Origin of the sequence: Streptomyces sp. NPDC059456 (assembly GCF_042750055.1) — a bacterium.
Lineage (GTDB): Bacteria > Actinomycetota > Actinomycetes > Streptomycetales > Streptomycetaceae > Streptomyces.
In genome coordinates, this window is sequence record NZ_JBHYVA010000100.1 from 1 (window position 1) to 17,702 (window position 17,702).

Sequence of the window (17,702 nt, forward strand, 5' to 3'; positions counted from 1 at the left end):
GGACCGCCGGCCAACGCCGGGGTCTCGGGTCGGGTCCGCTTCGTACGTCACACCCGGGCCGAATCCCTCGTCCGGCCGGCGGGCGCGGGGGCCGGCCGGCCGACCGCCTGATCCGGCGGCCGTCAGCTGTAGTCGGCGGTGTTCCGTACTTCACCGAAGCGGGGGAAGGTCCGCTCCACGGCGAACTCGTGCTCGTCCGCGGCCAGTCCGGACATCGCATCCGCGACGAACTCCACCTCGTAGCCGTGGTCGGCCGCGGCCCGGGCGGTGGATTCGACCCCCATCGTGGTGACCAGACCGGCGAGCACGACGGTGTCCACACCGAGCTTGCGCAACTGTTCGTCGAGGTCGGTGCCGTAGAACGCCCCGATGGTGCGCTTGACCACCACGATGTCGCCGTCCTGTTCCAGGCCGTCGACGAGCTCGCTGCCCGGCGGCTGCTCGGCGACGTTCGGGCGCTCGACCCGCACCAGCACCACCGGCCGGCCGCCGTCCCGGAACGAGCGGGCCAGTGCACGGCAGCGGGCAAGCACCTCGTCCCCGGAGTGGGGCCCGAGCGGAAGGGCGATGATGCGCGGCATCAGGTCGACGAGGATCAGTGCGGAAGTCATGGTCGTGATCGTAAGGCCGTCTGGTTCAAATGGAGTTGGGGGCCCGGGCGGGGCTGAAGACGTAGGCGTCCACGGGAGGGGAAACCATTGGCCCGGGAGCCGGTGGTTCCGTAGCGTGTCGGTCATGCCGACACCTGTCCTGTACTGCCGTGACGCCTTGGACCCTCGACGCGTGGACGCACACTTCGCGCCGGAAGCCCGGGAGGTCCGCGCCTGTGGCGGGACAGTAGGGCTGATCGACCACGACGCCTTGCTGCGGGGCGACGCACGACAGGCCGTTGCACACGTTCCGGCCGGACTGGGGAGCGTCTGGTACCGGGGCTGGATGATTCCCGGCGATCGGTACGCAGCGCTGGCCGAAGCCCTGAGTGGACGTGGCGCCGAGCTGATCGTCACGCCGGAGCACTACCGCACCGCTCACGAACTTCCGGGCTGGTACGCGACGTTCGCCGACATCACGCCCGCGAGCGCATGGCGCCCCACCGAGCCCGATGAGATGCCTGCTTCCGTCGAACTGGCTGCTCTCGCCGAGCCCCTGCTGCCCGGGGCGGGAATCGTGAAGGACTACGTCAAATCCCGCAAGCACGAGTGGGAACAGGCGTGTTTCGTTCCGGATCTCGCCGACGCCGCGCAGCTGACACGGGTCGTTCGGCGCTTCGTCGAGCTGCAGGAGGAGTTCCTGACGGGTGGGATCGTCCTCCGCGCCTTCGAGGCGTTCTCGCGACCTGAGTCCGTCGCGGCTGAAGTGCGCGTCTGGTGGCTGGACGGAGAACCCCGGCTGCTGACTCCCCATCCGGACAGCCCGTTTGAGCGCGCGCCCGTGCCCGACCTTGATCGCATCGAGCCCGCGGTGCGGCGTCTGGGATGCCGGTTCATCACGACCGACGTCGCCCTGCGCTCGGACGGGGTGTGGCGGGTGGTCGAGGTCGGTGACGGCCAGGTCAGTGATCTGCACCAGTCGAGCAGCCAAGGCGAACTGGCCGCACTGCTGGTCGGCCCGTAGCAGTCGCCCGTCGGCTGCCCGACCGTATCCCGTACCGGCTACCAGGCCACGGCCTCGCCGCGGTGGTCCAGGAACTCCAGACCGCCCTTGCCGCGCCGGCTCTCCATCGTCTCCACCACTCCGGGGACGCTTTCCTCCACGCCGAGTTCCGCCTCGGGTCCGCCGAGTTCGGTACGGACCCAACCCGGGTCCATCAGCAGCAGCGTGCGTACGTCGCCCGCCCCGGCCCGGCGGACGGCGTAGCACCGCATCAGCTGATTGAGCGCGGCCTTGGACGCCCGGTACAGGTCTTGGCCGCCCTCGGTGTTCAGGGAGACGCTGCCCTGGTCGGAGGACATGATGCCGATGGTCCCGTCCGGGGTGACCAGCGGGCCGAGGGTCTCCACGACGCGCATCGGGCTGAGCGCATTGGTGACCATGACCTCGGTGAACATGGCCGTCGGCACCTCGCCGATCGGCAGGTCGCCGCGGGTGATGGCGGCGTTGACGAAGAGCAGGTCCACGGTGCGGCCGGCCAGCCGGTCGCACAGGGCGGCGAGCTGTCCGGGGTCGGTCATCTCCAGCGTCTCGACGGTGAGGCGTCCGTCGGACCCCTCCGCCAGGTCGTGGAGGCCGGTGCGCCGGCTGCCTCGGACGGTGCCGATGACGTGCCAGCCCCGGCTGAGGTACTCGGCGGCGATGCCGAGGCCCAGGGTGCGGGAGGCGCCGATGATCAGGGCGGTCTTGGGGGTGTTGGTCATGGCGCAAGTCTCCGAGCGGGCGGGGCCGGCCGTCCAATACCCTTCGCAGCCCATTGATACCGTACGTGTATGGATCGTACGGACCCCGAACCGGACGTTGACGTCGCCCTGGACTTGGACCTGCGCAAGCTCCGCTACTTCGTCGCCGTGGCCGAGCACCGGCAGTTCGGACGGGCGGCCCGGGAGCTGTTCATTGCGCAGCCGGTCCTGAGCCGACAGATCCGCGCTTTTGAGCGGGAGTTGGGGTTCGCGCTCTTCACCCGGACCACGCGCAGCGTGGAACTCACTTCCGCCGGAACACAGTTGTACGAGGAGGCCCGCCGGATCAGCACCGTGGTCAGTACTTCCCTGCGGCGCGTCCAGGAAGCCGCGCGGGGCGAGCGGCGGCTGGTCGTCGCGTTCTCTCCCGGCCTGCACGTGTCGCACGCGATCCGGGCGTTCACGGCCCGCTGCCCCGAGGTTGGTGTCGACGTGCTGCCGCTGCGCTGGTGGGAGCAGGACGCCCCGCTGCGCGACGGCCGCGCGCACGTGGGGTACCTGCGACGTCCGTTCGACGACACGGGGCTGCTCACCGTGCCGATCGGCTGCGAGACGAAGGTCGCGTGCCTGCCCGTGACGCACCGGCTGGCGGGCCGCCGTTCCCTCACCACGGCCGACCTCGACGGCGAGCCGGTCCTCGACGCCCGGAAGCGACGGACGTCCTCCCTGGAGGAGAAGTTCGAGCTCATCGCCTCCGGGCAGGGCATCGCGCTCGTACCGGTCGGCGTCGCGGGCTCGTACTCCCGCGCCGACCTCGTGTACCTGCCGGTCACCGACTTCGCGCCGGTCGAGACCTGCCTGGCGGTACCGGAGGACGGCCGGTCTGGCGCCGTCCGGGATTTCCTGGCCGTCGCACCCCTCACCCTCCGCGACGCGTCCCCCGCCGCCACCGCACCCGGGGACTGACGGGCCCGCCCGACGAGCCGTCCTGACCCACCTCGGAGTGCGATGGGCGCAGCGGAGAACCGGCCTGCGATGATGACCGTGTGCCAGAGCCCGGAACCACCGCCGTCGTCATCGTCTTGCCCGATGCCGCCCCGCTCCTCGATGCGGCGTGGCGCATCGACCCGGCCCTGGTGCGTCCTGGATTGCCGGCGCACGTCTCGCTCCTCTACCCGTTCGTGCCGCAATCGGCGCTGACGGGTGAGGACGAAACGGGCGTGCGTTCCCTGGCGGCCGGTTTTCCGGCAGCTGATCTCGTCTTGGAGGAGGTCGTGACGGCGCCCGGCTTCGTCGCCGTCAGCGTTCCGGGACTCCAGCCGATCGCCGATGCGTTCCACGCCCGCTGGCCCGGGTTGCGACCGTACGGGGGCCGCTTCGGGGCGCGGCCCGCCTCCCACGTCACGGTCGCCATGGGTGCAGAGAACGCGGCCGCCGCCCGTGTCCGCGATGCGCTCGGCAGCCTGCTGCCGCTGCACACCCGTGCGGCGGCGGTCGAGCTGGTGGTGCTGACGGAGGAAGGCTGGCAGTCGCGGTTCACCGCGCCGCTCGGCGTCCCGGACGGACCGTAACCGCCCGCCCGTCCCTCTCACCGGGCCGCGACCACAGCCCGAGGCCGGCCCTCACACACCCGGCAGCCCCCGACAGCGAGATTCAGAGACTGCGGATGGCTCCGGCCAGGTCGGATCCGTAGGAGCCCCAGCAGATCACCGACCCGTCGTCATCGAGCTCCCCCATGAACCACTCACCGTCGTCCCTCACGAGGCACAACTCGTGGAAGGCAAGAACCACATCGGGCCGGAGCGTCTCGTAGTCACCCTGACCGGCCACCTCGACGACCACGAACCGATCGCACGAGAGCGGGGCGGCGCTTTCGTCTCCGGAGAGGGCGCGCACGTGTTCAATCGTCCATCCGGCGGGGAGTCCTGAGTTCACCGGCGCATGATCTCACCAGGGTGCCCGCCACGGCCACTCGTCAGCCGAGGCCTTGGAACGGGCTCTGCGCGATCGCTCGCACGAGGGCGAGGCGGCGGGCGTCCTGGTCGGGAGTGCGCTGAACGGCGACGATCGGGAGTTCGTCGGGCACTGGTGCGTACGGCATGGCCGTGCCCGCCATTCGGCCTGATCCGTCCTTGTTCGACACCGGCGCGCTCAGGAAGCCTCTCAGAGGCCCTCACGAAGAGAGCCCTCACAGCGAGGAGACAGCACACATGCTCGAGCTCCACAAAGCTGCCCGGCGCGTCATCGCCGTTACCACGGCTGCCATGGCCTTCGCGGGCAGCACCGCGATCACCGCAGGAACCGCCCATGCCGCCACGACCACCTGCCAGTACCGGCAGGCGGTCAATGTCGCCGGAGTCGACTTGAAGCCCGGTATCTGCATCACCGGCAACCAGTCCGCCCGCGAGGTGGACATGGTAGGCGGTGCCTCGCGGACCCCCGGTGGTGCGGACGTCGTCTTCACCATGAACAAGGTCGTCAACGGCCAAGCGATTCCGCAGTTCTCCTCACACGTGGGGGGCTGCACCACTTCCTGCTCCTGGTCACCCTGGTCCGGAGGCGTTCAGCCGGGCAACTACTACAACGTCTCGATGAGCTGGATCGACGCAAGCGGAACCTGGCACGGCAACGTCCAGTCGCCGACCTACTGGCTCTCCTGAGCCGAGGCCTGCACGGCGGGCCGCATCTGAGACTGCAGCAGGAGCGAGCCGCGCCACGTGGGTCCACCACCAGCCACTGGCTCCGGCCGGCTGCGTTGCCCGACCTCGTCATCTTGATACCGCGTCCGCGCAGGTGGGCGCGGTTCCTTCCGCCGCCGCAGGCTGATGGCCTGCCGCTTGGGATCGGCCGTCACGGAACGCGCCGGCCTGAACGCGTGACGGCGCTGCGATCGCCTCGGGTCCCGCGTCGGCCGGCGCACCCTGCGCCGAGCCGCCAGGGACAACAGGGCCGCGGTCGCCGGCGCGTGCGTACTGCGACCGCCTGCCAGGGAACCGAAGGCTCGGTTCAGGTGCCGGACCTCCTGATTCCGTGTCAAATTTGGCATGCGCACGCACTCAGAGCCGCGGTATGACGACAGATCATCGGGGGACGGGATGGGTTCTGCAACGCTCACGCCTGACGGGAGCAGCGTCCGCGAGCGGGCGGCCGGCCGCGCCGCGGCCGCGCGCTTCGCACCCGGGTCGAACGGCGGAGGCAACAACGCCCACCGCCTGCCGGCGAACCGCGCCGCGGGAGCCCTTCTCCGTCGGAAGCGGCAGACGACCGTGAACCCGGCGACGGGCAGCCGCCGGTGACCCCGGGGGCGGCCGAGAGCGCGACCTCGCCGGACGACGCCCCGGCAGTGGACGAGCGCATCATGGGGGCGGGCACCACGTGGCGACTCGTGTTGCTCATCGTCCTCGTCGTTGCCGCCGGCTACTCGATGGTCGACAACCTGTTCGAGACCTTCTCTTCCGCCGCCCGCCACGCCGCCGACGCCCGGGTACGGTGCTTCCTCGCCTCGGGTCTGGATCCTTCCGCGGGAACGCATCAGACGCTGCTCCACATCAAGAGCACGATCGCCATGGAGTCCATGCAGCGCTGTCTCGCGGCCAGCAAGCCGAACCCGTGGGTCGCGCCGGCCCTCACCGTCTTCCTGATCACCACGGCGGCGGGGCTGTATTTCGGCCTCCCAGCGTGGAAGGGGCGCACGTCCAAGGTCGTCACCCTCGACGAAGTGGACCACGACGGGTCGATACGGGCTCGGCTGGACGTGCTGCTGCGGCAGGCGGGACTGACCACTCGGCCGCCGCGGTTCGTGGTCGACCCGATGGCCGTGGCCTCGACCGGAGCGCACGTCTTCGGGACGGGGAAGAGTGCGACGGTCTGCCTGCACAGTGGGCTCGTCGCCGTGGCGGCCGCCGATCCTCGGCGCTTCCGGGCGGTGCTCCTGCACGAGCTGGCCCACATCCGCAACAGGGACGTCCCCGTCATCTTCGCCACCAGTGCCGTGTGGCGGACCTTCGTGGTGGCGATCCTGTTACCCGAGGCGGCCTCGGACATCTACAGGATCGCCACCATTGACGTCCCGTGGGGCGATCAAGCCCTCCTGCGCCAGGTCCTGATCCAGGAGATCCTCATCGCCCTGCTGGTGTACCTGGTCCAGAGGAGCGTCCTGCGCTCCCGGGAGGTCTACGCGGACCTGGCCGCCGCGCGCTGGGGAGCTGACCGCGCGGCATGGCTCGCATCCGAAGACGGCCCCCAGGCGCCGCCGGGCTGGATGGCCCGGGCCCGCACCGCGTTCGGTGAACTGTGGAGCACCCATCCGACGTGGACCGTGCGGACCCTGTCACTCAAGGATCCGTCCGTGCTCTTCCAGCTCGACCCGTTGTCCATGTTCACCGCGTCGGCAGCGGGAGCCGTCATCGCGGTCGCCTTCTCCACCGGCACCTTCCGGCTCCCGCACTCGGTCGCCAAGGTCGTGGACGTGCTCCTTCCCCTGACCGCCGCAGGCTTCATCACGGCCATCTGCGGGCTGGCGGTGTGGCGCGCCGTCGTCTACGCCCTGGTCAAGGGCCATGACGTCCCCTCGGGATGGAAGGCAGGCCTGTCGTGCGGTGCCGGCTTGGCCGTCGCCGAGCTGACCGATTACCAGGTCACGGGCAACAGGTGGATCCCGACGCGGCCCGAGATCTTTCTCGTCCTGGTCCTCGTGCCGCTGTTCCTGATGGTGTGGATCGCCCAGTTCGCCCGGCTGCGCATCACGACCTTCCACGGAAGGCGACCGTTGACGCCGGTTGTGCTCGGCGGGCTGATCGCGCCTTGGCTCACCCTCGCCTACGTCTTCTCCTGGTGGTACTCGGGAGGTGGATTCCTGGCCAACGGCTTGCCCTTCTCCATCGCGGATTCCGTGGCCGCCCTCAACATCCCAGGCCTGGCCACCCATCCAGGCGTCCTCGTCAAATTCTTCGTCGTCGAGATGCAGCTCTTCTCCAACATGGCCTTCACCGGCTTCTGGTGGGCGCCGTCGCTCCTGTGGCTCGTGCCCCTGCTCGCGTGGGCCGCACGCCCAACCCAGGCCGTCGATGCTCCGGACCGTCACGAGCAGGCGCTGCCCCGCACGGCCGCCCTGCACCAAGGCCCGGGCTCAGCCCTGCCCCGCCTGCGCCCCGTCCTCCAGGCCGCGCTCCTCGGCGGAGCGCTCTGTCTCGTGGGTCTGGAGGCCGTCCGCGCGCGAAGGAACGCGGCCGTCGCCGACGGCGGCCCGCCACCGGCCCACAGCGTCCTCGCTTCCTTCTCGGCGAGCCTCCTCGTCATCGCGGGGACGACCGTCCTGGTGGCCCTCGGCGTCGCACTCACCCGCCGCGACGGCTATTCACTGATCAGGGCGCTGATCGCGGCCGGGGCCACCTCCGTGTTCGGTCTGTCGGCGGCGATCGTGGTGATCAGCCCGTCGGCGGCGATCCTGCTGATGGCGGGTCTCGCACTCGGGCCCCTTGTCGTCGTCGCGGGTGTGACCGCCCTCCTGACCCTCGGGGTCCGTTCCCTGTTCGGTCGGCGGGCGGACGAGGCTCAGCACGCCCTGGCCGACCGCGGTGAACCGACGAAACCGCGACCGGTCCGCCGACTGGCCGTGCAGACGATCGCGGGCTCGGCCGTCTGTCTGATGGTGGCGGCCACGGTGATGGCCGGCACGACGCCGAACTCCGCCTCCACGTCCGTCACGAAGCCGGCAGGCGACGCGAAGAGCCCTCCGGGCAGCGAACCGGAGTCGGCGCGGATCCGGCTCAACCAGATCCTCGCCTGGGTCAACTCCGGGGGCCAGGCGCGCTTCACGGCACTGATCGAGGCCCAACAGGACTACCACAACGCCATCGTGGCCTATTCTGCCGACGAGACTCAGGCGGTCTTCGCCGCGAAGGTGGCCCCGGCGTGCCTAAAGATCATTTCCGCCTCCCACGACGCCGACGCGTTCTTCCCCGTGCCCCTTGACGTCGGACAGGCGTACTGGTCCAAGGCGCTCGCCGGGTACGGCGAGGCCGCCACCGCCTGCCGAACGGCGGTGCAGCAGCCGACCGAGGACAACGTCAACGCCGTGACGAAGGGCATTGAGCACGCAACCGGACCGATGACCTCCTTCCTGCAATGGATCGCCCCCGCAAAGCAGTTGAAGGCACCCTCGACCACCGGCTGACCGGGACGGGCCACCGGAACCGTCCCCTCGGCGGGTTGGAAAGGGCCTGTTCGGCCAAGCCGTGGGTTTTTGCCGGACGTTCCCGGGGGATTGATCAGTTCTTATGGTGGCAAAGAAAGCCCCGTGATAATTTCGCGGACCAGCGAGGGGGCTCGTGCCGACTTCTGGGGGATGGTCGGGGGTGGGGATCGTGGCGGTGCGGCTGGGCATTGGGGAGAAGGCGCGCTTGCGGATGGCGCTCGTGGACGAGCTGAGTGCGCTGGACTGCGTCCGGGACCCCCGCGAGCGGTTGTTGTTCGGGCAGAGTGTCGGCGGGTACCTCGAAAGGGCCGTGGATCTGCCCGGAACGAACGCCCGGAACGATACGGTCGCCCTCGTGCAGGCGGTGTTACGGGACCAGCAGGACGTGGAGACGGGCGTGGACGCACTCCTCTACGCCGTCGAACTGCACGAGGGCAGTGACGTCGCCGGGCGCGTACGGGAGCGGGTGCTACGGGCCTGGGAGCCCGAGTCCTCCTCGGCCCTGCCCCTGCTCGGCGTGTTCGAGGACCGGGACCTCAAGGCCGCCCGGGCGCTGCTCGCCGGGCACACGGGCGTCGACGCGGGCGAGTTGCTGGACCGGCTGAGGCGGGAGCTGCAGCTGGACCTGCCCGGCGGGGCCGCCGGCGGGAACACGCCCGGCCGGCTCTTCGACCAGCTGCTCGACCTCAACGCCCAGGCCGGCGGACTGCCGCCCGCTGTCGTCCTGCTGGAGTGCGTCGCCGAGCTGATGCCGCAGGACAGCGAACGGCGGCGCCGGCTGCGGGAGTGGTGCGAGGCCTGGGCGTCCGGCGCGGGAGCGGGGACGGAGGCGGCGCTGCACCGGCGGCGCGAGGGGCCGGGGGCCCCGGGCCGGCCGGGCGCCGCGGGCCCGTCCGGCGGGGACGTTCCCCGCTGTCTGATCGTCATGGTGGATCCCGCCCTGGACGGTTCGCCCGACATCTACGTGCGGCACTGGGTCAACCGCACCGCCGGCCACTGGGCCCCGGTCTCGGGCGCCCTGGAACGGGCCACCCCGCCGACCCTGGGCACCGTGGTGGAGCGGGCCGTCCGGCGCGGCGAGGCGTACTGGGCCGACGCGGACACTGCCGGCGAGGACCCGAGCCCGGTCCACATCGAGTTCGTCCTGCCGTACAGCATGCTCAACCACGACGTGGCCGGCCTGGGGCTGCGCGAGGCGGGCGAGGACGAGCCGGTCCCCCTGGGGCTGCGCTACTACGTCCACCTGCGCAGCCTGGAGCGGATGCGTACCCGCGACCCCGCCCAGCTGCGCCGCTGGCGGCTGCGCTGGCAGACCCTGCGGGCGGCCAGCGCCGCCCGCCCGCACTCCTGGACGGGCGCCGATCCGACGACGACGGGGCTGCGCATCTGGCGCAACAAGCTGGTCGCGGACCAGCACCTGACGGCGGTGACGCTCGGCGCCCCGGCCCTGGAGGGGCAGGCCCTGGAACCGCTGAAGGCGGCCATCACCGAGGGCATCGGCGTGGCGCTCTGGGACCGGCGGGACCCCGCACTGCAGTCGCTGGGCGCCCCGCTCGACATGCTCGTCGGCTATCCCACGACCCAGCTGCCCGGCACCATCCACCGGCTGCGCATGAAGGCCGAGACCGAAGTGAACGGAATGCAACTCCCCGGCCGTCATGTGGCGTTCTTCTACGATGACCCGTTTCGGCTCATCGACTGCGAGGAGGTACCGGCGTGACCGAGTACGAGCAGGAGCCGAAACCGGAGCACGACACCGCCCCGGCCGCCGGCGGAGCCGCGGGTGCCGCGCCGGGCGGATCCTGGCGCGTCTTCCACGCGACCGGCGCGGCCCCGGCCGGTGACCCGCCGGCGATCCCGCCCGCCCCGCCCTGGCGGGAGTTCCTGGGCGCGCCGCTCCAGCCCTCCCCCTCCGATGACGACCTGGCCCTGCACCGCCGTCTGGGTGCGCACGACGCCCGGCCCGGGCTGCGGGACGAGGAGATCGACACCGTCAACGCAGCGCTGCTGCTGCGCCGTCCGCTGCTGGTGTCCGGGCCGCCCGGGGTGGGCAAGTCGACCCTCGCCTATCTGGTCGCCCGCGAACTGGGCCTCGGGCGGGTCCTCCAGTGGAGCATCGTCAGCCGAACCACGCTGCGCGACGGGCTCTACGAGTACGACTCCATCGGCCGGGCACAGGCCATCGCGGCCTGGCGGGCGGGCGCCGACCAGGCGCCCACGGACGGGCGGCACTCCGGCCCGCCCGAGCCCGGCGCGACCGCACCCGCAGCGCCCGCCACGCCGCCGGCCCCGGGGCTGTCCGGCGCCGGATCCCGGCCCGAACCCGCTCCGTACCTGGGCGACTTCGTCACCCTCGGCCCCGTCGGCACGGCCCTCCTCGCCTACGCCCGCCCCCGCGTCCTGCTGATCGACGAGCTCGACAAGAGCGACATCGACCTTCCCAATGATCTGCTCCACGTCCTGGAGAACGGCAGCTACACGGTCCCGGAGCTGGTCCGCAGCGCCCTGCCGAAGGTGAGCGTGTTCACGGACGACCCCGACGGCCGGGCCGAGATCGTCGGAGGCCGGGTCGAGTGCCGGGAGTTCCCGCTCGTGGTGATCACCAGCAACGGCGAACGGGAGTTTCCGGCCGCCTTCCGGCGCCGCTGTCTGCCGCTGGAGATGCGACCGCCCAGCCGGGAGCAGCTCGTCTCGATCGTGGTGAGCCACCTCCGGAGCAGGCCCGAAGCGGTGGACGCCCTGATCGACGACTTCGAGCGGCGGGTGCGTACCGGCGGTACGCAGTCGGTCGACCAGTTGCTCAATGCCGTCCATTTGACCACAGCGGGTGGTTTCCAGGCGGACTCCGACGGGCGTAAGCTCATTGAACTGCTGTTGCGCGACCTCGCGAAAGGCCGCTGATGGACGGCACTCCCAGGGAGCGCGCACCCGACGCCCGTACCGGGACGGACGGTTCCTCCGGCGACGGTACGACCTGGCGGGAGATCGCCGACGCGGTCTGGCTGGCGGCGGCCCGTCGGGCCGCGGCCCCGACTCCGGAACCCGTGCCCGTACCCGTACCCGAGGAGCAGCGCCCTCCCACGGAGGACGGCCCGGAAGACGACCCGGAGCAGGCGGCGGAACGCGACCCGGGGCAGGCCGGTGACGCGACCCCGCCCCCGAGCATGTCCGGCGGCCCGTCTCAGGCCGAACCGGTGTCGGGCACGGACGACACCGCCGGATCCCTCGTCACGCCCGCGTCCCCGTCCGGCCGTTCGGGCGAGGACGCCCCGGCGGCCACCCCGGAGACCGGGACGGGATCGGAGGCCGAGGCCGGCCGCGTCGTGCCCGCCGTCCTCGGCGCCCGGCGGGCCCGCAGACCGGTGCCGCTGCGCCTGGCGAAGGCGCTGCACCTGCTCAGCCGCAGCCTGCCCGCCCCCCACCGCAAGGAGCTGGACGAGGAACGCACCGCCCGGTACGGCATCTCCGACAACCTCTGGGTGCCGTACCTGCGGCCGGCCACCGAGAAGGCGTTCGACCTCGTGCTGCTCGTCGACGCGGCACCGACCATGCGGATCTGGCGGCAGCGGATCGCCGCGATCGCCGTGGAGGCCGCCCGCAGCGGGGCGTTCCGGGACGTACGAACGGTCCGGCTGGAGTTACCCCCGAGCGGCCGGGCCCGGCTGCGCTGGCCCGGAGAGGGGACCGGAGATCCGGCGGAGGTCATCGACGCGCGCGGCTCCCGGGTGCACCTGCTGGTCACCGACGGTCTGGCGCACGGCTGGGCCGGACCGGCCGCGGACGACCTGCTGATGCGGCTGGCGCGCAGCGGGCCCACGGCGCTGGTGCACCTGCTGCCCACCTATCTGTGGCACCGCTCCTCCGCCGCGCCGTACCGCGCGGAACTGGAGGCGGGCGGCTTCGGCGCGCCCAACACCCGGATCGGCCGCGGCCCCGCGTACGAGGACCCGGCCGGGGAGCCGCCCCGGGGGGCGGAGGGCAAGCCGGTCGTGCCCGTACCCGTGCTGAGCGTGAAACCGGAGTCGTTCACGGCCTGGGCCGAGCTGGTGGCCGGAGAGCTCGGCGTGCGCCGGACGCTGCCCTTCCTGCTCGCCGGGACGCTGGCCGAGGGCCGGCCGACGCCGGGGCTGCGGCCGCCGCGGACGGACGGGCCGGGCTCCGCGGAGGCCGCCGAGGCCGCGGTCCGCCGGTTCTTCTCGCTGGCCACGCCGACCGCGCGCCGGCTGGCCACCCATCTGGCCGCGCTGCCCTTCGAGTTCGAGCTGATCGAGGAGCTGCGCGACCGGGCGGTGCCGGAGGCCGGACCCGGGCACGTGGCCGAGCTGCTGATGGGCGGGCTGATCGACTGGGAAGGCCCGGGCTCCGACGGCCGCCCCGACTTCGCCGAGGGCGTCCGGGAGGCGCTGCTCGCGACCGGTACCCGCAGCCAGCTCGCCCGGACCGTGAGCCTGTTCGCCGAACTGCCGAGCGCCCGCGGGCGCGGCGTACGGCTGCGGGCCGCGCTCCAGGATCCCGAGCACGCCGCCCTGCCGGAGGCGACGGCCGCCGACCGGCCCTGGCTGCGCGTCGAACTGGCCGTGCTCAAGGCCCTGGCGGGCCCGTACGCGCGGCGCGCCGACCGGGTCCTGGCCGCCGTCGGAGCCGGGCCGGGCGCGCCCGGTGGCGTCGGTACGACCGCGGCCGGCGGCGTCGGTACGGACTTCGCCGTCACCGCGGCGGGTGGCTCCGGCCCTCCCGGCGCACCCGACATTCCACGAGAGGGCATACCTCCGCAGGAGATCCCCGTCCCCGCGAACGACGACGCATCCCCTGGAGAACGTGTGCCGACCACCACCGACCCCTCAGACCCCGCAGTCCGGAAGGCTGAACCGATCATGGACACCAAGTCCCAAACCCTCTTCGTCCGCTCCGGCCAGCCGAGGGTCATGGGGAACGTCCCGCCGAAGAACCCCAACTTCACCGGCCGGGAGGGCCTCCTGGCGGCCGTCGAGGAACAGCTGCGGTCGGACGAGACTGCCGCGGTGCTCCCGCACGCCCTCCACGGCATGGGCGGGGTCGGCAAGTCACAGCTGGCCATCGAGTACATCTACCGGCACAGCCACGAGTACAACGTCATCTGGTGGATCCCCGCGGAGCGGGAGAACCTCATCCTCGGCGCCCTCGTCGACCTCGCCCGCGCCCTGAACCTGGAGGTCGGCCCGCAGGCCAACACCGCGGTGCCCGCCGTCCGGGAGGCGCTGCGCACCGGACGGCCGCACGACAACTGGCTGCTGGTCTTCGACAACGCCGAGGACATCGAGACCGTCCGCGGCTACTTCCCCACCGGCGGCCCCGGCAAGATCATCGTGACTTCCCGCAACCGCGACTGGGAGCGGGTCGCCTCGCCGCTGACCGTCAACGTCTTCGAGCGCGAGGAGAGCATCGCCCTGCTCCAGCGCCGGGCCCGCGACCTCAGCCACGCGGACGCCAACCGCCTCGCCGAGGCGCTGGGCGACCTGCCGCTCGCGATCGAGCAGGCCGGCGCCTGGCACGCCGCCACCGGCATGCCGGTCGGCCAGTACCTGGACCTGCTGGAACAGCGCCGGCCCGGCATCCTGGAGCTCGACCCGTCGCCGGACTACCCGGTCTCGGTCGCCGCCGCGTGGAACATCTCCCTGGACCAGTTGGCCAACAGCAACCCGGCCGCCCGCCAGCTCCTGGAGATCTGCGCCTGCATGGCGCCCGAGCCGATCCCCCTGAGCATCCTGCGCGGCACCCGCAACGTCGACATCACCCCGGAGCTGGACCCGGTGCTGCGCGACCCGGTACTGCTGGCACGCGCCACCCGCGACCTCAGCAAGCTGTCGCTGATCAAGCTGGACCACAAGAACGGCACCCTGCACATCCACCGCCTGATGCAGGCGGTGCTCGCCGCCGGGCTCGACGAGGGCCGGACGGAGGACCTGCGGCGCGCGGCACACCTGCTGCTGGCCACCGCCACGCCGGGGGCCCCCAACGCACCCGACCAGTGGCCCGCGTACCAGGCGCTGCTCCCGCACGTGATGGCGAGCGGCGCGGTCCGCACCTCCGACCCGTGGGGCCGTGAACTGATCAAGTCCATGGTGCTCTACCTCTACTACTGGGGCGCGCACGAAACCGGTGTCGAAGTGGCCCAGGAGGCATGGCAGACGTGGACGGCCCGGTCCGGCGAGGAGGACCCGCAGGTCCTGGTGATGGGCAAGCTCCTGGGGTTCCTGCTGCTCCAGACCGGCGGCGTCGCACAGGCCCTGGACCTGTTCCAGAAGGTGCTGGAGATCTCGCGGCGGGATTCGATTCCCGAGGAGGACCTGATCGACTCCATGACGCAGATGGCCGGCGCCCTGCGCTACAAGGGGGACTTCTACGCCGCCCGCGCGCTGGACGAGGAGGCCGACAGCCGGGCCCGTGACCTGATCGGCCCGGAGGAGCCCGCCACCCTGCTGGCCGCCCACAGCTACGGCGTGACCCTGCGGGCGTGCGGTCAGTTCGCGCAGGCCCGCGAGCTGGACGAGGAGACCGCCCGGCAGTGGGACATCCTGTACGGCACCACCAACGGCCTGACGCTGAACACGATGAACGGCCTGGCGATCGACATCCGCGAGAGCGGCGACTACCCGGCCGCCCGGGTCATGCAGGAGGAGACGTACCGGATCTACCGCACGGTCTTCGGCGAGGACAACGCGGCCACCATCCGCGCCGCCCGCAACCTGGCGGTGTGCCGGCGCCGGGACGCGGCCCTGCAGGAAGCCTCCGACCTCACCGAGGAGACCCTGGCGCGGTTCACCCTCCGCTACGGTGCCCAGTACCCGGACACCCTCGCCTGCGCCGTGAACGCCACCGTCGACCGGCGGCTGCGCGGGGACTTCACCGCGTCCCGCGAGCTGGGCCTGCAGACGCTGGAGCGCTACCGGGCGACCCTGGGCCCGCAGCACGCGTTCACCCTCATCACGATGACCAACCTGGCGGCGACGCTGCGCGCCCTCGGCGAGGTCGAGGAGGCCGAGGCCCTGGACCTGGAGTCCACCGGCACCTTCCGGGAGACCCTCGGCGAGATGCACTCCTTCACGCTGACCGCCGTCCTGGGGCTGGCGAACAACCACTACGCGAAGCTGGACTTCGACGCGGCCCGCGCCATCGACGAGGAGAACCTGCCGAAGTTCGTCCGCACCTGCGGCCCCGACCACCCGCTCGCCCTCTCCTGCCGGGCCAACCTGGCGCTGGACCTGCGCGGGCTCGGCCGGATCCGGGAGGCCGACGAACTCAACGCCGCCGCCGTGGAGGGCATGACCCGGGTGCTCGGCCCGGACCACCCGTGGCTGGTGGCGGCCCGGCTGCACCAGCGGATCGAGTGCGACATCGCGCCGATGCCGCTGTAGGAGACGCACCGCGGCACTCCGTCCTCGCCGTTCGGAGTGCCGCCGTCGGGATGCCGTGCGCCGCGCTGCCGCCCGTGCCGCGCACGCGGCGTCAGAGGGCCTCGGCGGACGATGCGTCGACCGGGGTGCGGGGTGCGGGTGGTGGAGCGTCCCCGCCCGCGGCCTCCGCGCGCGCCCGCAGGCGGCGTACGACGGCCAGCAGGGGCTCGGTGGCCACGGTGGTCGCCAGGGCCATCAGCACCAGCGCCGTGTAGAGCCGGCCGCTGAGCAGCCCCGCCTGCAAGCCCGCGTTCAGCGCGATCAGCTCGGTCAGACCACGGGTGTTGAGCAGGACCCCGACGGTCCGGGCATCGTGCCGGTCCAGGCCCGCGAGCCGGGCCGCGACGGTCCCGCTCACCACCTTCACCGTCACGGCCAGCAGGGTCACCGCGACCACCGCGACCGCACCGGCGGAGTCCAGTGCGCCGATCTCCACGCTCCGGCCCGAGACCACGAAGAAGAACGGCAGCAGCAGCATGCCGATGTCGTGCAGCGGCCGGACCAGGTCCGGATCCAAGGTGCCGCCCTTCTCCCGCGGGGTGACCACGCCGGCGAGCAGGGCGCCGAAGATGACGTGCAGCCCGAGGGCCTGGGTGACCCAGGCCGAGGCGAACGCGAAACCCACCAGGACGGCGAGCCGCACCGACGGGTCGACCCCCGAGCGCCACAACAGGCGGCGCAGGACCGGCCGGGCGGCGAGCAGCATCACGGCCGTGAACCCGAGCAGCAGCACCAGCCGCACCGGCCGGGAGAGCCCGCCCTGCGCCTCGGTCTCCAGCAGCGTGCCCACCAGGACGGTCCAGCCCATGACGTCGATCACCCCGGCGGCGGCGACGGCGACGATCCCGGGCACCGTCCCGGCCAGGCCGTTCTCGCGGACTATGGCCGTCAGGACGGGCACGGCCGTGATGGACAGCGCCACGCCGAAGAACAGCACCGAGGCCGCGGACATCTCCCGGGGCGCGCCCAGTTCCGCCAGTTGGCGGTGGAAGAGCAGCGCGGCGGCGCACCCGGCCGTCATCGGCAGCACGAACGCCGCGAGCGAGACCGCCACCACGGTGCGGGCCCGGCCCCTGACCACGCCGAGATCGAGTTCGTAGCCCACGGCGAACAGGAAGAGGACCAGGGCGATCTGGGAGAGCCCGGTGAGCACCGGGCCCAGGGCCGGGGGGAACAGGATCCGCGACAGATCCGGGAAGAGCCCCGCGAGCATGGTCGGACCGAGGGCGATGCCGGCGATCAACTGCCCGATGATCGTGGGCTGTCGCCACCGACGGGAGAGCCAGCCCGCGGTGTGGGCGACGATCAGGACGAGTGCGGTGGCGCCGACGAGATGGGTGATCATCGCATCAGTACCCATACGGTCCCCCTCGAGGAGTCCGGCGCCGGGCCGGAACGGCCACGGCAGATGCACGGCAGACCAAAGAGCGCGCACCCGGGGTCGAGGGGCACGAATTCAGCATACTGCCAAGTTGACGGCTCGTTATGTGCCACGATCACGTTCAGGGCGACTGGTTGGACGTCGGGGTGGGGGCTTATGACGACGGCATTGTTCATCCACGGCACGGGGGTCCGGGAGCCCGGGTTCTCGGAGCTGTACGGGCGTGTTTGGGCCCGGGGGGGCGCCCCGGCGGCCGCCCGCCCCCCCCGGCCCCGGGGAGTGGGGGGCGCCCGCGGGGGAGTGCGGCGGGTCCACCCCCCCCCCGGAGTACACCCACAACCGCGGGGGGGGGCGGGCCC

General features: G+C 72.1%; 13 protein-coding genes. 8 read left to right on the forward strand and 5 right to left on the reverse strand.

The genetic code is table 11. The features are described from left to right. Nucleotides 1-122 precede the first annotated feature (122 nt). Entirely contained in the window at nucleotides 123-611 is a 489-nt protein-coding gene (locus tag ACFXA3_RS12085) for an isochorismatase family protein (RefSeq protein ID WP_385185528.1), read from the reverse strand. A 124-nt stretch (nucleotides 612-735) separates the two neighbouring features. Here ACFXA3_RS12085 and ACFXA3_RS12090 point away from each other — a divergent pair, with 124 nt between their 5' ends. Continuing rightward, nucleotides 736-1,614, forward strand: coding sequence for an ATP-grasp domain-containing protein (locus ACFXA3_RS12090; RefSeq protein ID WP_385185530.1), 879 nt, complete (start codon nucleotides 736-738; stop codon nucleotides 1,612-1,614). Between the two features lie 38 nt (nucleotides 1,615-1,652). Here the strand turns inward: ACFXA3_RS12090 and ACFXA3_RS12095 are convergent, their stop codons facing one another. Further along, entirely contained in the window at nucleotides 1,653-2,354 is a 702-nt protein-coding gene (locus tag ACFXA3_RS12095; protein WP_385185533.1) for an SDR family NAD(P)-dependent oxidoreductase, read from the reverse strand. A gap of 108 nt (nucleotides 2,355-2,462) precedes the next feature. Between ACFXA3_RS12095 and ACFXA3_RS12100 the strand changes: the two genes are divergently transcribed. Further along, nucleotides 2,463-3,299 (forward strand): LysR family transcriptional regulator, encoded by an 837-nt coding sequence (locus ACFXA3_RS12100; protein WP_385185562.1) that lies wholly within the window; start codon nucleotides 2,463-2,465, stop codon nucleotides 3,297-3,299. Nucleotides 3,300-3,379: 80 nt separating this feature from the next. Continuing rightward, entirely contained in the window at nucleotides 3,380-3,904 is a 525-nt protein-coding gene (locus tag ACFXA3_RS12105) for a 2'-5' RNA ligase family protein (RefSeq protein ID WP_385185536.1), read from the forward strand. An 82-nt stretch (nucleotides 3,905-3,986) separates the two neighbouring features. Here ACFXA3_RS12105 and ACFXA3_RS12110 read toward each other — a convergent pair whose 3' ends face one another. Together ACFXA3_RS12110 and ACFXA3_RS12115 are read right to left on the reverse strand one after the other, a co-directional pair. After that, nucleotides 3,987-4,268, reverse strand: coding sequence for a hypothetical protein (locus ACFXA3_RS12110; protein WP_385185539.1), 282 nt, complete (start codon nucleotides 4,266-4,268; stop codon nucleotides 3,987-3,989). Between the two features lie 40 nt (nucleotides 4,269-4,308). Continuing rightward, entirely contained in the window at nucleotides 4,309-4,434 is a 126-nt protein-coding gene (locus tag ACFXA3_RS12115; protein ID WP_385185542.1) for a hypothetical protein, read from the reverse strand. A gap of 109 nt (nucleotides 4,435-4,543) precedes the next feature. On the opposite strand from ACFXA3_RS12115, the gene ACFXA3_RS12120 reads away from it, so the two are divergent. The 5 genes from ACFXA3_RS12120 to fxsT all read left to right on the forward strand — a co-directional run bounded on the left by ACFXA3_RS12120 (nucleotide 4,544) and on the right by fxsT (nucleotide 15,923). Beyond that, nucleotides 4,544-4,993 carry a hypothetical protein gene (locus ACFXA3_RS12120; RefSeq protein WP_385185545.1) on the forward strand — a complete coding sequence of 150 codons (450 nt, stop codon included), beginning with the start codon at nucleotides 4,544-4,546 and terminating at the stop codon, nucleotides 4,991-4,993. A 632-nt stretch (nucleotides 4,994-5,625) separates the two neighbouring features. Continuing rightward, nucleotides 5,626-8,508, forward strand: a complete 2,883-nt coding sequence (locus tag ACFXA3_RS12125) for a M48 family metalloprotease (protein ID WP_385185548.1) — start codon at nucleotides 5,626-5,628, stop codon at nucleotides 8,506-8,508. Nucleotides 8,509-8,740: 232 nt separating this feature from the next. Next, nucleotides 8,741-10,249, forward strand: a complete 1,509-nt coding sequence (locus ACFXA3_RS12130; protein WP_385185551.1) for a hypothetical protein — start codon at nucleotides 8,741-8,743, stop codon at nucleotides 10,247-10,249. After that, entirely contained in the window at nucleotides 10,246-11,430 is a 1,185-nt protein-coding gene (locus ACFXA3_RS12135; RefSeq protein WP_385185554.1) for an AAA family ATPase, read from the forward strand. The genes ACFXA3_RS12130 and ACFXA3_RS12135 overlap by 4 nt, the downstream gene beginning before the upstream one ends. After that, the gene (fxsT, locus tag ACFXA3_RS12140; RefSeq protein WP_385185557.1) at nucleotides 11,430-15,923 is read left to right on the forward strand and encodes an FxSxx-COOH system tetratricopeptide repeat protein; all 4,494 of its coding nucleotides are present in this window, start codon (nucleotides 11,430-11,432) and stop codon (nucleotides 15,921-15,923) included. Before ACFXA3_RS12135 ends, fxsT begins: the two co-directional genes overlap by 1 nt. Before the next feature lie 91 nt (nucleotides 15,924-16,014). Here the strand turns inward: fxsT and ACFXA3_RS12145 are convergent, their stop codons facing one another. Next, on the reverse strand, nucleotides 16,015-17,322 hold the full coding sequence (locus ACFXA3_RS12145) for a cation:proton antiporter (protein WP_385185559.1): 1,308 nt from the start codon (nucleotides 17,320-17,322) through the stop codon (nucleotides 16,015-16,017). Between the last annotated feature and the right edge of the window lie 380 nt (nucleotides 17,323-17,702).

Coding starts and splice junctions, on each gene's coding strand:
- ACFXA3_RS12145 (WP_385185559.1), bottom strand. CDS start 17,322: ATGGGTACTGATGCGATGATCACCCATCTCGTCGGCGCCACCGCACTC.
- ACFXA3_RS12090 (WP_385185530.1), top strand. CDS start 736: ATGCCGACACCTGTCCTGTACTGCCGTGACGCCTTGGACCCTCGACGC.
- ACFXA3_RS12130 (WP_385185551.1), top strand. CDS start 8,741: ATGGCGCTCGTGGACGAGCTGAGTGCGCTGGACTGCGTCCGGGACCCC.
- ACFXA3_RS12120 (WP_385185545.1), top strand. CDS start 4,544: ATGCTCGAGCTCCACAAAGCTGCCCGGCGCGTCATCGCCGTTACCACG.
- ACFXA3_RS12085 (WP_385185528.1), bottom strand. CDS start 611: ATGACTTCCGCACTGATCCTCGTCGACCTGATGCCGCGCATCATCGCC.
- ACFXA3_RS12115 (WP_385185542.1), bottom strand. CDS start 4,434: ATGCCGTACGCACCAGTGCCCGACGAACTCCCGATCGTCGCCGTTCAG.
- ACFXA3_RS12095 (WP_385185533.1), bottom strand. CDS start 2,354: ATGACCAACACCCCCAAGACCGCCCTGATCATCGGCGCCTCCCGCACC.
- fxsT (WP_385185557.1), top strand. CDS start 11,430: ATGGACGGCACTCCCAGGGAGCGCGCACCCGACGCCCGTACCGGGACG.